The following is a 14,777-nucleotide window of genomic DNA, read 5'->3' as shown; positions in this document are numbered from 1 at the left end:
CCGGTCTAGGTGTACTTCTCCGTCACCGGCAGCCCGTACGACCCCGACAGCACCTCGGCGGGTGATCCGGCGGCGACGACCCGGCCGCCGTCGAGAGCGACGATCTGGTCGACATTGCGGACGGTGTTCATTCGGTGCGCGATCACGATGACCGTCCGGCCGGCCATCAGGGTGGCCAGCGCCCGCTGGATGCGGGCCTCGGTGGTCGGGTCCACCGAGGCGACGGCCTCGTCGAGCAGGACGATCGGTGAGTCCTTGAGCAGTGCGCGAGCGATGCACAGCCGCTGGCGCTGGCCGCCCGAGAGGTTGGTACCGCCCTCGTCGAGTCGTTCGTCGAGGCCACCGGCGAGCGCCCGGACCACGTCGTCGCACTGTGCCGCGGCCAGGGCCGCCCAGATCTGCTCGTCGGTGGCGGCGGGACGGCCGATCCGCAGGTTGAACCGCACCGACTCGGCGAACAGGTAGCTGTCCTGATACACGGTGGTCACCAGGCCCGTCACCTGCTCGGATCCCAGCTCGCGGACGTCGGTGCCGCCGACCAGGACGCGTCCGTCGGTCACATCCCACAATCGGCCCACGAGGTTGGCGACCGTTGACTTGCCCGCACCTGACGGGCCGACGAGTGCGGTGATGGTGCCGGCGGGAACGGTGAACGACACATCGGTGAGAACCTGCGCGGCCCGGTCACCGTGATAGGAGAATCCGACCCGGTCGAAGGTGACCGAGGCCCGGTCGGTCAGCGGGGCGGGTGTGGCGGGTTCGGGCAGGGCGGGCTCGTCCCAGATCTCGGCGATCTTGCGGGCGATCTGCTGCTGGTTGCGGCGATACCCGGCCAGTTCGTTGAGTTCCTGGATGGGCTGATACATCACCAGGGCCAGCATCAGGAAGACCAGCAGCACCGAGGCGCTCACCGATCCGGCCGAGAACAGCGAGGCCCCCACCGCGATGATCAGCACCAGTCCCAGCTCCACGCTGATCGCGCCCAGTGCCGAGGCGGGCAGTGCCCGCACCGACATCGCGATACTGGCGGAACGCACGGTGTCGACGGCGTCCCGGTAGCGTTCGGCGAACATCGACCCCGGGTTGGCCCGTACCACCGCCGCACCGCGCGCCTGTTCCAGCAGTGTCAGCGCGGCCCCGGCCCGGGCGGTGTGCACTTCGGCGAAGGCATCGCGGTAGATCCGGTCACTGATCGCGGTCGCGCCCAGGAACAGCGGGACACCGGCCAGCGCGCACAGCCCGAGCCGCCAGTCCACGGCGAGCAGTACGACCGCCATGTATGCCGGCTGCAGCGTCGAGGCCACCACCAACTGCGGCACGTTCTGGAAGTCGACCATCGTGGCGTCGTTGGTGATGGTCGAGGCGGTACGGCTCGGGTCGGCGCGGTCGAAGTAGCCCAGCGGGATCCGGCGCAGGTGTTCGAGGATCGAGAGTTGAAGGTCGGCCTTGCCGCGTGCGGCGATGCCGAAGACGGTCTTGTTGACCCAGTTGGCGGCCAGCAACCGCGCCACCATTCCGGTCAGGACCAGACCGAACAGCGACCACACCAGCCCGGTGGTCATCTCACCGCTGCCGTCGACGTGATCGACGGCAGCCCGCACGAACAGGTACACCGCCAAGATCGGGATACCTCGGACCAGTGATTCGCAGACGAGCCGGGGCACACCTTGACGCACCAGGTCGGCCCAGTTGCGGCCCAGCATCGTCCGCCATTGGCCGGCGAAACCCATGTCGCCGAGACCGGGGCGGACCATGTCCAGCGCGGCCCGACTCCATTCGTCGTGCGTCTTGCCGGCCGGGACCGCGACGCTGTCGGGTGCTGGTCCGGTGACGGGAATGGCCGGTTCGGTGTCGGCCGCCAGCGCCCAGCCGTCGGCGGCCTCGTAGTCCCGCCACAGGTCGCGGTAGCCGGCGTCGGTGGCAAGCAGGTCCTCGTGTTTTCCACGTGCGACGATCCGTCCGGCGTCCAGGTGGATGATCTCGTCGGCGGCCAGAATCGTGGAGAGCCGGTGGGCGATCGCGATGGTGGTGCGCCCGGCGGTGAGCGAGGCGATGGCGGCGAGGGTTCGTTCCTCGGTGTCCCGGTCGAGTGCGGCGGTCGCCTCGTCGAGGATGATGACCGGCGCGTTTTTGAGGAGGGCTCGGGCGATCGACACGCGTTGCCGCTGACCGCCGGACAGTCCGCCGTCGGCGGGGAGTTCGGTGCGCCGGCCGTCGGGCAGTCCGGCGGCGACATCGTCGAGCTGGGCGGCGCGTGCGGCGGCGTGGACCTCGTCGTCGGTGGCTCCGCGGCGGGCCACGCGGATGTTGTCGAACAGGGTTCCGGCAAAGATGTACTCGTCCTGTTGGACGAATGCGACGGTCTCGGCGAGGTCGGCAGCGCAGTAGTCGCGGACGTCGACATCACCGACCCGCACCGAGCCGGTGTCGACGTCCCAGAACCGGGCGATCAGCCGGCCGATGGTCGACTTGCCAGATCCGGTGGCGCCGACGATCGCGATCGAGGTGCCTGCCGGGACGGTGAGGTCGAAGCCGTCGAGGACCGGTGCCGGTGGGTCGGGAACAGTCTCCTGCCCGTCGGTGCCCGGACCGCCGGTATCGGGCTCACCGTGGTCGCCGACGGTCCTCGCATAGGTGAATCCGGCATCGATGAAGGTGACGGCCGGCGGGCCGGAGGCGTGGGGACGCCGCGGTGTGCCCGGTTGCCGCAGTTCGGGTTCGGCGAGCAGTTCGCCGATGGCCTGACCGGAGAACTGGATGCGGGTGATGATGGTGGCCAGCACACCCACCAGACCCATCAGTGGACTCAGGTAGGCCAGCGCGATCAGCAGGAACAGTGTTGCGGTGCCCAGGTCCACCCAGCCGTTGACCAGGCCGGTGCCCGTGATCGGGATGAGCATGGCGACGGCGAGACCGGCCAGGGCGCTCATCGCGGAGACCACCCACAGGAGCGGACCCTTGGCGACCTTGAACTGTTCGGTGACGCAGGCCTCGATGTCGTCGCGAGCCTGGAAGTAGCCGGCCTCGGGACGTAGGTAACCACGGATCACCTTGATGCCCTGCAAGAATCCCAGCACCGAGACGTTCATGCGGGCGATGACCGCCATGAACTCCACATTGGACTTCTGCGCCAGACCCATGCCGATGCCGCTGACCACCACCACCAGCACGAGTGCCGCCAGTGCCACCAGCGCCAGCCGCCAATCGACCACGAACAGCAGGATCGTGGTGGTGAGCGGTACCGCCACGGCCGCGGCGGCATCGGGAATCCCGTGTGCCAGCGCTTCTTCGAGTTGTTCCACATCGTCGCCGAGGATCTTCTTCACCTCACCGGCGGGCCGACGCTGCACCGCGCCCAGCGGCATCCGGCGTAGTTTGCCGACCAGCGCCACCCGCAGGTCGAACAGCGCCTGATAGGCGGCGACATGGGCGAGATGGCTGCTGACGGCGGCGGCCACGGCCCGGACGATGATCGCGATCGCCACCCACATCGCGATGGAGGCGATCGCGCCCGATTCGTCGGTGCCCGATCCCGCGCCCGGTCCTGTGTCGTCGCCGAACAGGGTGGTGGTGACCGCGTACACGGCCACATAGGGCGCCAGCCGCAGGCCCGCGGCGATGATCGCGACGACCGAGGCGACGGTGAGCATGCCTCGTCGGCGGCTCAGAACTGTGGACAGTGAGATGGTCGAATCTCTCGCCGAATCAGACATGAGGCAACCCTAAGTCGAGTACCACAATAAATCAACGATGCGTGTATTAATGGACTCGGACGCCGACCGGTGGCGATCGCGATCTGCCGGAACGGCGAATTGATGTCGAGGCCAGGCCCGAGGTCAGCACTCCGCCGAGGACGGCGCCATCGAGACCATCACCCAGTTCATCGCCGACGCGCAGCGCACGGGTGTCGCGACGGCGCACGTGGACCCCGATGCGATCGCATCCCCGGTGATGAGTTCGCAGTTTCTGCGGGAGACCCAGCCGCGCCTGCTCGGCCATACCCTGGGCGAGATCGACGTCGACACCGTCGTCGCATTGCTGAGCGCACTCCGGTAGGATCACATCCCCGTTCATGCTCGGTACCGTTCGGAATCGATACGGTTCGGGGTCGGTACCGTTGACGGCGTGAACAGCCCTGAACGGGTACGACGCGGGCGACCACCCAAGGACGGCGCCCGTCGGCCACTGACCAAAGAGACGATCGGCGCGGCGGCGGTCGCGGTGGCCGGAGCCGAGGGCTTCCGGGCACTGACGATGCGGCGCCTGGCGTCTGAGCTCGGGGTGACCGTCCGGGCGCTGTACAACGTGATCGCCGACCGGCAGGAGGCGATCGATCTGGCGGCGGCACATCTCATCGCCTCCCTGCCCGAACACCACTACGACCCCGAGCGGTGGCGCCAGTCGATCCGCGACTGGTACCTGGCCGGACGCGCCGGCTACCGGCCGCTCGCCCGGGCGCTGCTGATCTCGATGGAGGAGACGGTCACCGCGGCGGCGGTGCCCGTCGAGCGGATCCTGAGCCCCGAACGAATGCTGCGGTTCCTGACCGACATCGGGCTCAGCGCCCAGCAGGCCTCGGCCGTACGCGGCCACATGCTGCTCGACCTGTTCGCGTTCAGTCTGCTCATCGACCACCAATGGGACACCACTCCCGAGGAGTTGCGGCCACTGATGTTCGAGCCCGTCCCGAAACCGTGGCTCGAGGCCAACCCGGACGTGTCCGCGCCGATCTCGCGTGAACTCGCCGACGCCGGGACACCGACCACTCCCGACGACGTCCTCGACGCGGTCGCCGACCGCACCATCGCCTACATCGAGTCACTGCTGCGCTGACAAACCTCGATCATCTGCGCACCAGCAGCACCGTCTGCGCCGAACGGCCCAGGAAGCCGCCGACGTCGAACAGGTCGGCGAAGGTGGCGCCGTAACCGGCTGTGCCAATGGATGTCTCGGCGTCGATGCCGATCCACGGGCCGGTCGGCTCATGGGTCAGATGCACGGTGGTGTCGGTGTTCATCCACGACCAGACGTCCGGCTGCAGCGTGGTGCCCACACCGTTGGCGATGTCGAGGACGGTGAAGATCGACTCGATGTCGGAGGTGTGTTCGCCGGCCACCAGCGGCAGGGCCGGCCGGATCCAGTAGGCGTCGGTGGCGCCGTTCACCGACGGCAGGTTGGCCGCGACGACGGTCCCCAGGAAACCGCTCGATCCCCAGTCGACACCGGCATCGTGCGCCCGCACCCCCGGTCCCGTGTCGAGGGTCTCGGGGGCCGGGAGCGGCTCACGCGGTGAGTGGACCGCCGCGGCGGTGTCCGCGATACGCATCCGCCACGCCGACGTACGGCCCACCGGGCGGTACGAGCCGTCGGGTTGCTGAACCTCCAGTTCGGTCGTCAGCAGGCAGATCTGCCGGCCGGGCCGCACGACGCGGGTCCGGACACGATTGATGCCGAAACCGATGGCACCCAGGATGTCGGTGGTGATCCGGGTGAACTGCGCGCCCGGGTCGGGGCTGTGACGGGTCAGCGAACGCACCATCAGCCCCGACGGCGGGCCGCCGTGCTGCAGGTCCGGCGACCACACGCTCTGCGTCGCCCCGGTCGGCCGGAAATACTCGAAACCGTCGTCGTCCGGTCCGGCCCCACCCACGGTCTCGTAGTAGCAGTGAAAGTCCACGCTCCGACTGTAGGCGCCGGTATCTCAGCTGAATCCGGGTGGGGGACCGGGATAGTCGGGGACCGCGCCGCCGAACTCGGGGCACCGGGTCTTGTGCTCGCAGAACCTGCACAACCACGACCTGCGCGGCCGGAAATCCCCGGTGGCCACCGCCGCACGGATCGCCGCCCACACGGCGGTCAGGGTGCGCTCGAATCGTGCCAGTTCGTCCTCGTCGGGGGTGTAGGTGAGTTGCTGACCGTCGGCCAGGTACATCAGCTGCAGTCGGTCGGGCACCACGCCGCGGTCACGCCACAGCGCCAGCGCATAGAACTTCATCTGGAACAGCGCGCGTGCCTCGCCGGATTCGCCGGGCGCACGACCGGTCTTGTAGTCGACCACCCGGACCTCACCGGTCGGGGCGATGTCGATGCGGTCGACGAACCCTCGCAGCGGCAGATCGGCGGACCGCACCTCGAGGTGTTCTTCGCACGAGGCCGCGTCGAAGGCGGTCGGATTCTCCATCGAGTAGTAGGTCGCGATCAGCCGCTGCGCCGAGGCGATGAACTCCTCGGACGCCTCCGGGGTGACCACCTCGTGCAGCGACGGATCGCCCTCGCACAACGCCGCCCATGCGCCCTCGACCAGCAGATCGGCCGATTCGCGGGTGCGTAGCTCGGCGGGCATGTCGAACAGGTTCTCCAGCGCCGCGTGCACCACCGTGCCCTTGGTCTGCGCGGGAGTCGGGGTTTCGGGAAAGCGGTCGATCGTCCGGTACCGGTACAGCAGCGGACACTGTTTGAAGTCGGCCGCGCGTGAGGGGGACAGTGCGAGCGGACGACCGACGATTCCCCGGGGGCCGTCGGCGGCACGGTCGGGCGACCCGGTGCATGTGTCGGCTGAACGGTCGACGGTGAAGGTCACGTTGGCAGGTTATGCCTTTCCTGTGACAAAGTCGTGCGGACACTCAACGCCCCACGGTCGCGCACGAGGACCGGGGCAGACGAAGGGAAGCACCACCTATGCCCGCGACCGGCCCGTTCATCGTCGGCGACCGTGTACAACTCACCGACGCCAAGGGTCGCAAGTTCACCGTGGTGCTCGAGGACGGCAAACAGTTCCACACCCACCGGGGTGCGATCAGCCACGACGACCTGATCGGCGCACCCGAGGGATCGATCGTCTCGGCCACCAGCGGTACCCAGTACCTGGCGCTGCGGCCACTGCTCGTGGACTACGTGCTGTCGATGCCGCGCGGTGCGCAGGTGATCTACCCGAAGGATTCCGCGCAGATCGTCACCGAAGGTGACATCTTTCCCGGTGCCCGCGTCCTGGAGGCCGGTGCGGGTTCGGGCGCGCTCACCTGCTCGCTGCTGCGCGCGGTGGGTGCGGGCGGCCGGGTGCGCTCGTACGAGGTGCGGCAGGACCATGCCGAACATGCCCAGCGCAACGTCGAGACCTTCTTCGGCGGTGCCCCCGACAATTGGGAACTGATCGTCGACGACCTGGCCAACCACGACCCGGAAGACCAGTACGACCGCGTCATCCTGGACATGCTCGCACCGTGGGAACCGCTCGAGGTGGTGCGCCGGACACTGCGGCCGGGCGGGGTACTGGTGATCTACGTGGCCACCGTCACCCAGCTGTCGCGGATCATGGAGGCCCTGCGCGACCAGGAATGCTGGACCGAACCGCGCGCCTGGGAGTCGATGGTGCGCGAATGGAGCGCCGTGGGTCTGGCAGTGCGGCCCGAGCACAGAATGCAAGGTCACACGGCCTTTCTCATCACCGCCCGGCGTCTGGCCGACGGCACCACCACCCTGCGTCCGCAGCGCAGGCCGACCAAGGGCTGACGCACCGATCCGCGCGGGTGTTGGCCGGGGAAACATCGCGCATACACGGCGGCGACACACATTTAACGGTTCAACCCGACCGAATGGTGTGCCGCGCGAGGCATTCCGTGCCGCGCACCGGTAGCGTGGAGTCACGGTGCATCACTCGAGTGTGCTGCCGGGGAGAGGAGTCAGCAATGACCGAATCTGACCGTCAAGACCAGACCGGCCGGGCCGATGAGGCCCGGACGCCGAATGCGGGGGACTCGTTCGTCCCGGCGTATTCGCCGACCGCGGCATCGGGTGCGGATGCCGATCGCGAGCTCCGGCAGCGGGTCGACTCGCTGACGGTACGCAACGCCAAACTCCTCGAAACGCTCAAGGAAGCGCGGCAGCAACTCATCGCGCTGCGCGAAGAAGTCGACCGGCTCGGTCAGCCGCCCAGCGGCTACGGAGTGCTGCTGGAGGTGTATCCCGACGCCACCGTCGACGTGTTCACCTCCGGCCGCAAGATGCGCCTGTCATGCTCCCCGAACATCGACACCGACACCCTCCACAAGGGGCAGACGCTGCGCCTGAACGAGGCGCTGACGATCGTGGAGGCGTGCGAGTTCGACTCGGTCGGCGAGATCAGCACCCTGCGCGAGGTCCTGGCCGACGGCAAACGCGCACTGGTGGTCGGGCACGCCGACGAGGAGCGGGTGGTGTGGCTGGCCGAACCGCTGGTCGGTTCGATCGAGGGCGACATCGACGGCCCGGACCGCAAGCTCCGGCCCGGCGACTCGCTGCTGGTGGACACCAAGGCCGGGTTCGCTTTCGAACGCGTTCCCAAGGCCGAGGTGGAGGACCTGGTCCTCGAAGAGGTTCCCGACGTCGGTTACGAGGACATCGGCGGCCTCGGTCGGCAGATCGAGCAGATCCGCGACGCCGTCGAGCTGCCGTTCCTGCACAAGGATCTGTTCCGCGACTACGCGCTGCGCCCGCCCAAGGGTGTGCTGCTGTACGGGCCGCCCGGCTGCGGCAAGACGCTCATCGCCAAGGCCGTGGCCAACTCGCTGGCCAAGAAGATCGCCCAGGTGCGCGGGGACGACGCCAAAGAGGCCAAGTCGTACTTCCTCAACATCAAGGGCCCCGAACTGCTCAACAAGTTCGTCGGCGAAACCGAGCGCCACATCCGGCTGATCTTCCAGCGTGCCAGGGAGAAGGCCTCCGAGGGCACCCCGGTCATCGTGTTCTTCGACGAGATGGACTCGATCTTCCGGACGCGCGGCTCGGGTGTTTCCTCCGACGTGGAGACCACCGTCGTCCCGCAGTTGCTCAGCGAGATCGACGGCGTCGAGGGCCTGGAGAACGTGATCGTCATCGGCGCCTCCAACCGGGAGGACATGATCGACCCGGCCATCCTGCGCCCGGGCCGGCTGGACGTGAAGATCAAGATCGAACGTCCCGACGCCGAGTCCGCGATGGATATCTTCTCCAAGTACCTCGTCGACGGGCTGCCCGTACACATCGACGACATCAACGAGTTCGGCGGTGACAAGGCGGCCTGCATCCGGGCGATGATCGAACGGGTCGTCGACCGCATGTACGCCGAGAGCGACGACAACCGGTTCCTCGAGGTCACCTACGCCAACGGCGACAAAGAGGTCATGTACTTCAAGGACTTCAACTCCGGCGCGATGATCCAGAACGTCGTCGACCGGGCCAAGAAGTACGCGATCAAGTCGCAGCTCGACAGCGGACAGCCGGGTCTGCGGGTGCAGCACCTCTTCGACTCGATCCTCGACGAGTTCGCCGAGAACGAAGATCTGCCCAACACCACCAACCCCGACGACTGGGCGCGGATCTCGGGCAAGAAGGGCGAGCGGATCGTGTACATCCGCACGCTGGTCACGGGCAAGAGCTCCGGGGCGAGCCGGGCCATCGACACCGAGACCAACACCGGCCAGTACCTCTAGTCCCATCCCGCACCGGCGCCCCGGGGCGCCGTCCCGCCTTCATCGGGGATGGCCCACCCCGGGGCTCAGGCGTGTTCGGGGGACCGGGGTGTCCGGGCCCCGCGACTGCCCGTCGTCCACTCATCCGACGATCTGTCGCCCACTGTTGAAAGAAGCATTAAAGTCATCGCGTGACCACTCCTCAGGGAATGCTGCCGTGCCGGGTGAACGTCAACGGGCAGGCGTTCCGCCTCGGCGGTGCCCCCCAGATGACGTTGGGCCGGACACCCGAGAACGACATCGTCGTCAATCACCCGCTCGTCTCACGCAGGCATCTGGCGTTCGTCTGGCGCGGTAATCACTGGGCGGTGGTCGATGCCGGCAGCACCAACGGATACTTCGTCAACGGCCGCCGGCTGGCCGAGTTCGCGATCAACGGTCCGGTGCAGATCCGTCTGGGTGACCCGAACACCGGGCCGCCGGTGGACATTGTGCCCGAGCACGCGCCGCGGCCGGTGCACGCGCCGACGCCGAATCAGCCGGTCGGACGCGAAACCATCACCGTCGGCATCGGCGGTCCGGGCCGCACCATCGGCCGCACCCCCGACAACGACATCGTCGTCGATGACGTGCTGGCCTCACGCCACCACGCGAAGCTGTCGCAGGTCGGCGAGGGACTGGTCATCGAGGACCTGCACAGCGTCAACGGCACCTTCGTCAACGGTTCCCGGATCAGCCGGGCGGTGCTCCGCGAGAACGACGTCGTCACCGTCGGCAACAGCGATTTCGTGGTCAGCGGCGGCACCCTGCTACGCGGCCAGGATGCCTCCGTCGTCGCCGACGGCGTGCAGGTCACCGGTGTCGGGCTGGCCGTCGACGGCAACAAGCAGCTGTTGCAGAACGTCTCGTTCAACGCCGCACCCGGCACGTTGACCGCGATCATCGGGCCGTCCGGCGCCGGCAAGTCGACGGTCTCGAAGATCGTCGCCGGCCTGACCAATCCCACCGCCGGATATGTGACGTTCGAGGGCCGCAACGTCCACGAGGAGTACGAGGCGCTGCGCACCCGTATCGGGATGGTGCCGCAGGACGACGTGCTGCACATGAAACTCACGCTGCGCGAGGCGCTGCGCTACGCGGCCGAACTGCGCCTGCCCACCGACCTGTCGAAACAGGACCGCGAACAGGTCATCACCGGGGTTCTGGCCGAGCTGCAACTGAGCGAGCATCTGGACACCCGCGTCGACACACTGTCCGGCGGCCAGCGCAAACGTGCCTCGGTGGCGATGGAACTGCTGACCGGTCCTTCGCTGCTGATCCTGGACGAGCCGACATCGGGTCTGGACCCGGCCCTGGACCGCCAGGTGATGAAGACCCTGCGGCTGCTCGCCAATGCCGGCCGGGTGGTGCTGGTGGTGACGCATTCGCTGAGCTACCTGTCGATGTGCGATCAGGTGCTGTTGCTCGCACCCGGCGGCAAGACCGCCTACTGCGGTTCGCCCGCGCCGTCGAACGTGATCGCGGCGATGGGCACCAACGACTGGGCCGAGATCTTCGACTTCGTCGCCACCTCACCTGATGTCGCGGCCTCGCGCTACCAGTCCGGCCGCATACCCACACCGGCGGCGCCGCGCGCCCCGCGCAGCGGCACACCGATCCGGGCACCGCAGACCAGCATGGCCCGGCAGGTCAGCACCATCGGCCGACGCCAGGTGCGGCTGATCTTCGCCGACCGCGGCTATCTGGTGTTCCTGGCGGTACTGCCCGTGGTGCTGGGTCTGCTGACCCTGGTCATCCCCGGCGACAAGGGGCTCTCACTCAACAACGCCGACAACTCCGGTGAAGCGGTGCAGATCCTGGTGGTCCTGGTGTTGGGTGCGATGTTCATGGGTGCCGCGCTCACGGTGCGAGATCTGGTGGGGGAGCGGCCGATCTACGAACGGGAACGCGCCGTCGGCCTGCGCCCGTCGTCATATCTGGGCGCCAAGATCGTGGTCTTCTTCGCGATCGCGGTGCTGCAGGCCGCGGTGATGGTGACCATCACCTATGCCGGTCGCGGCACGCCGGGTGAGGACGGCTTCTTCCTGGTCGGTTCGCTGGAACTGTTCATCGCGATCGCCCTGCTGGCCTGTGTGAGCGCGTTGATCGGTCTGACCATCTCGGCCGTGGTGCGCTCGGCCGAGCAGACGATGCCACCGCTGGTGCTGGTGGTGATGGTGCAGCTGGTGTTCTGCGGCGGCATGTTCCCGCTCGCCGGGCGGACCGGTCTCGAACAGCTGGCATGGTTGTTCCCGGGCCGTTGGGGTTATTCGGCCGCCGCGATCGGTGTCGACCTGACCACGATCTCCCCGCTGGCCCCGCAGACCCAGGAGGAGCCGCTGTGGGAGCAAACGGCCACCAACACCTTCCTCAGCTACGGGATCCTCATCGCGATGGGTGTGGTGCTGACAGTGGTCACCTACTCGCGGCTGACCCTCAAACGCAAGAGCCAGCCCGTCGCCGCCCAGCGCGTGTAGCGTGGCCGGACGAACATCGACGGGACCGGCCGCACAGGCCGCTCCCGTCGATGTTCGCGGGGTCAGGACATCACGGGGTCAGGACGAGGTGACGGCTGCCGCGCCGGTGGCGCCGTAGCCCGAGGCGGTGATGGTGACCCCGGGTCCGGCGTCCTCGGCGGTGCCCGACGGATACCGGACGAAACCCAGCTCGGCGTCGTCGGTGAGGTTCGGGTGTTTCGGCAGGACCCGCGCGGTGTAGCCGTGTCGGCCCGAGTGCCGGGGTGAGACCACCGCGGAGAACAGGGTGCGCCCGGAAGCGTCGGGACCACCTGCCGGCGTCATCTCGGTGACCGTCGGGTCCAGGATGTCCCCGTCTGCCGAGACGCGGCCCACCAGCGCCTGCACCGCGACCCGCTCGGGGGTGAGACCGCCGAGTTCGACGTGTGCGGTCAGCGTCACCGACGCCCCCGGCTCCGCCGCCGGATCCGCGGTCGCCGCGTCCGAACCCGAATCGTCGACACCGAGGATCTGCACCGCGCCCCATCGCTGGTTGAGTTGCCCGCGGTAGTCGGCCAGGTCACGCGCTCCGGCGTAGCCGTCGGCGCAGATCAGCCCGAACGAGGCAGCCGCGGGCGCGTACAGCGCGGTCGTGTAGTCGCGGACCATCCGTGAAGCCAGTACCTTGGGGCCGAGTTCGGCCAGGGTGTGGCGCACCATCTCCACCCAGCGTTGCGGAATGCCGTCGTCGTCGCGGCCGTAGAACAGCGGGATCACCGACTCCTCGAGCAACTCGTAGAGCGCCTGGGCTTCGAGGTCGTCGCGGCGGTGCTCGTCGGTGACCCCCTCGGCCGAGCCGATCGCCCAGCCGTTCTCGCCGTCGGCCATCTCGTCCCACCAGCCGTCCAGGATCGACAGGTTCAGCCCGCCGTTGAGCGCGGACTTCATCCCGGAGGTACCGCACGCCTCCAGCGGCCGCACCGGATTGTTGAGCCACACATCGCAGCCGGCGTAGATGTGCCGGGCCATCGAGATGTCGTAGTCGGGCAGGAAGATCATCCGGTCCCGCAGTTCCGGGTCCTCGGTGAACCGGACGACCTGCTGGATGAGTGATTTGCCGCCGTCGTCGGCCGGGTGCGCCTTGCCCGCGATGACGAGCTGGACCGGCCGGTCCGGGTCGGTGAGAATGGCCCGCAGCCTGTCGGGGTCGCGCAGCATCAGCGTCAGCCGCTTGTAGGTGGCCGCGCGCCGGGCGAAGCCGATGGTCAGCGCGTCGGGGTCGAAGATGTCGGAGGTCCAGCCGAGTTCGGCGTCGGTGAAGCCCCGGTCGCGGCCGCTGGAGAGGGCGCGTCGGCGCACCTCGTCGACCAGATCGGCGCGCAGCGCGGTGCGCTGGTCCCATATCTTGTCGGCGGACAGTTCCCGGTATACCACCGCCGCCGACGGCGCGTCGGGATCGGTGAGCCGCTGCCAGGCGGGCGCGACCCACGTGGGCCCGTGTACGCCGTTGGTGACCGAGCCGATCGGCACCTCGTCGGCGTCGAATCCGGGCCACAGATCGGCGAACATCTCCCGGCTCACCGCACCGTGCAGCTCCGACACACCGTTGCTGCGCTGTCCGAGCCGGAAACCCATGTGCGCCATGTTGAACACGTTCGGGTCGGCTTCGTCGCCCAGGTCGAGCACGGTGCCCGCGTGGAGGCCACCGAGCAGCCGCGAGCGGCCTTCGTCGTCGGGGTCGAGGTAGTAACGGACCAGGTCGACCGGGAACCGGTCGATGCCCGCGGGCACCGGGGTGTGGGTGGTGAAGATGTTCGACGCGCGGACAACCGACTCGGCGCTGTCGACATCGAGGCCTTCGGGTCCGGTGACGAGTTCGCGGATGCGCTCGACGCCGAGGAAACCCGCGTGCCCCTCGTTCATGTGGAACACCGACGGCTGGGCGCGTCCGGTCAGGCGCGCGTATTCGCGGATGGCGCGGGTGCCGCCGATGCCGAGCAGGATCTCCTGTTTGATCCGGTGGTTCTGGTCGCCGCCGTAGAGCCGGTCGGTGATCGCGCGCATCTCCTCGTCATTGTTGGCCAGGTCCGAGTCGAGCAGCAGCAGCGGGATCCGGCCGACTGTCGCCACCCAGACCTGCGCGCTCAGCACCCGGTTGCCGGGCATCGGGATGGTGATGGTCACCGGCGCGCCGTCTCCGTCAGTGAACAGTGTGAGCGGCAGTGCCGTCGGATCGTTGACGGGGTAGCGCTCGATCTGCCAGCCGTCGTGGCTCAGGCTCTGGCGGAAGTAGCCCGACCGGTAGAACAGCCCGACTCCGATCAGTGGCAGGCCCAGATCGGAGGCGGCCTTGAGGTGGTCGCCGGCGAGAATGCCGAGACCGCCGGAATAGATGGGCAGGACCTCGGAGATGCCGAACTCCATCGAGAAGTACGCGATGCCCGCGGGCGGGGCGTGGGTGGGAGATTCAGCGGGCGGGGCGTGGGTGGCGTCCCGGTCGAGGGTGGCGGCGTAGTCACCGAACCAGGCTGGGTCCGCGAGATAGGCGTCGAGGTCGCCGGCGGCTTCGCGCAGGCGGGCGAGAAACTCGGTGTCGGTCGACAGTGCGGCCAGACGTTCAGGGGCGACCTCGGAGAGCAACCGCAGCGGATCGCGGTCGGCCGCCCACAGGTCGGGGTCGACGGCGGCGAAGACGTTCTGCGTCGGCGTGTGCCACGACCAGCGCAGATTGTGGGCGAGCACGGACAGGTCGGCGAGGGACTCGGGCAGTGGCACCCGAACGGTGAACCGGCGGAAGGCTTTCACACGGCTGTACGCTACCGAGCCGCGGGCGTTGCTGCGACCGAGAGAGCGCAGC

8 protein-coding genes are annotated in these 14,777 nt (G+C 68.3%); 4 read left to right on the top strand and 4 right to left on the bottom strand.

Annotated elements, in window-relative coordinates; all coding sequences use genetic code 11:
* Window positions 1-5: 5 nt before the first annotated feature.
* On the bottom strand, window positions 6-3,713 hold the full coding sequence (locus GII31_RS11010) for an ABC transporter ATP-binding protein (RefSeq protein ID WP_260840439.1): 3,708 nt from the start codon (window positions 3,711-3,713) through the stop codon (window positions 6-8).
* A 412-nt stretch (window positions 3,714-4,125) separates the two neighbouring features.
* On the opposite strand from GII31_RS11010, the gene GII31_RS11005 reads away from it, so the two are divergent.
* Window positions 4,126-4,833 carry a TetR family transcriptional regulator gene (locus tag GII31_RS11005; protein ID WP_213249461.1) on the top strand — a complete coding sequence of 236 codons (708 nt, stop codon included), beginning with the start codon at window positions 4,126-4,128 and terminating at the stop codon, window positions 4,831-4,833.
* A 10-nt stretch (window positions 4,834-4,843) separates the two neighbouring features.
* Here GII31_RS11005 and GII31_RS11000 read toward each other — a convergent pair whose 3' ends face one another.
* Both GII31_RS11000 and GII31_RS10995 read right to left on the bottom strand, forming a co-directional pair.
* Window positions 4,844-5,677 (bottom strand): thioesterase family protein, encoded by an 834-nt coding sequence (locus tag GII31_RS11000; RefSeq protein ID WP_213249459.1) that lies wholly within the window; start codon window positions 5,675-5,677, stop codon window positions 4,844-4,846.
* A gap of 24 nt (window positions 5,678-5,701) precedes the next feature.
* Window positions 5,702-6,580 (bottom strand): RecB family exonuclease, encoded by an 879-nt coding sequence (locus GII31_RS10995; RefSeq protein ID WP_407649957.1) that lies wholly within the window; start codon window positions 6,578-6,580, stop codon window positions 5,702-5,704.
* 98 nt (window positions 6,581-6,678) lie between these two features.
* On the opposite strand from GII31_RS10995, the gene GII31_RS10990 reads away from it, so the two are divergent.
* From GII31_RS10990 to GII31_RS10980, 3 genes are all read left to right on the top strand, one after another.
* A complete protein-coding gene (locus tag GII31_RS10990) occupies window positions 6,679-7,509 on the top strand; it encodes a tRNA (adenine-N1)-methyltransferase (RefSeq protein WP_213249457.1) in 831 nt (276 codons plus the stop codon).
* Between the two features lie 176 nt (window positions 7,510-7,685).
* Window positions 7,686-9,446: a proteasome ATPase gene (gene arc / locus GII31_RS10985; protein WP_213249455.1), complete on the top strand. Its 1,761-nt coding sequence runs from the start codon at window positions 7,686-7,688 to the stop codon at window positions 9,444-9,446.
* Between the two features lie 188 nt (window positions 9,447-9,634).
* Window positions 9,635-11,941: an FHA domain-containing protein gene (locus GII31_RS10980; protein ID WP_213250168.1), complete on the top strand. Its 2,307-nt coding sequence runs from the start codon at window positions 9,635-9,637 to the stop codon at window positions 11,939-11,941.
* 78 nt (window positions 11,942-12,019) lie between these two features.
* Here the strand turns inward: GII31_RS10980 and glgP are convergent, their stop codons facing one another.
* Window positions 12,020-14,725 carry an alpha-glucan family phosphorylase gene (gene glgP / locus GII31_RS10975; RefSeq protein ID WP_213249453.1) on the bottom strand — a complete coding sequence of 902 codons (2,706 nt, stop codon included), beginning with the start codon at window positions 14,723-14,725 and terminating at the stop codon, window positions 12,020-12,022.
* Window positions 14,726-14,777 lie beyond the last annotated feature (52 nt).

The organism is Gordonia pseudamarae, assembly GCF_025273675.1.
GTDB classification, from domain to species: domain Bacteria; phylum Actinomycetota; class Actinomycetes; order Mycobacteriales; family Mycobacteriaceae; genus Gordonia; species Gordonia pseudamarae.
This window is presented reverse-complemented; position numbering and strand designations above follow the sequence as displayed.

What these genes read in the sequence shown, in the direction of transcription:
- GII31_RS11010 (WP_260840439.1), bottom strand. Translation starts at nt 3,713, where the DNA reads ATGTCTGATTCGGCGAGAGATTCGACCATCTCACTGTCCACAGTTCTG.
- GII31_RS10990 (WP_213249457.1), top strand. Translation starts at nt 6,679, where the DNA reads ATGCCCGCGACCGGCCCGTTCATCGTCGGCGACCGTGTACAACTCACC.
- arc (WP_213249455.1), top strand. Translation starts at nt 7,686, where the DNA reads ATGACCGAATCTGACCGTCAAGACCAGACCGGCCGGGCCGATGAGGCC.
- GII31_RS10980 (WP_213250168.1), top strand. Translation starts at nt 9,635, where the DNA reads ATGCTGCCGTGCCGGGTGAACGTCAACGGGCAGGCGTTCCGCCTCGGC.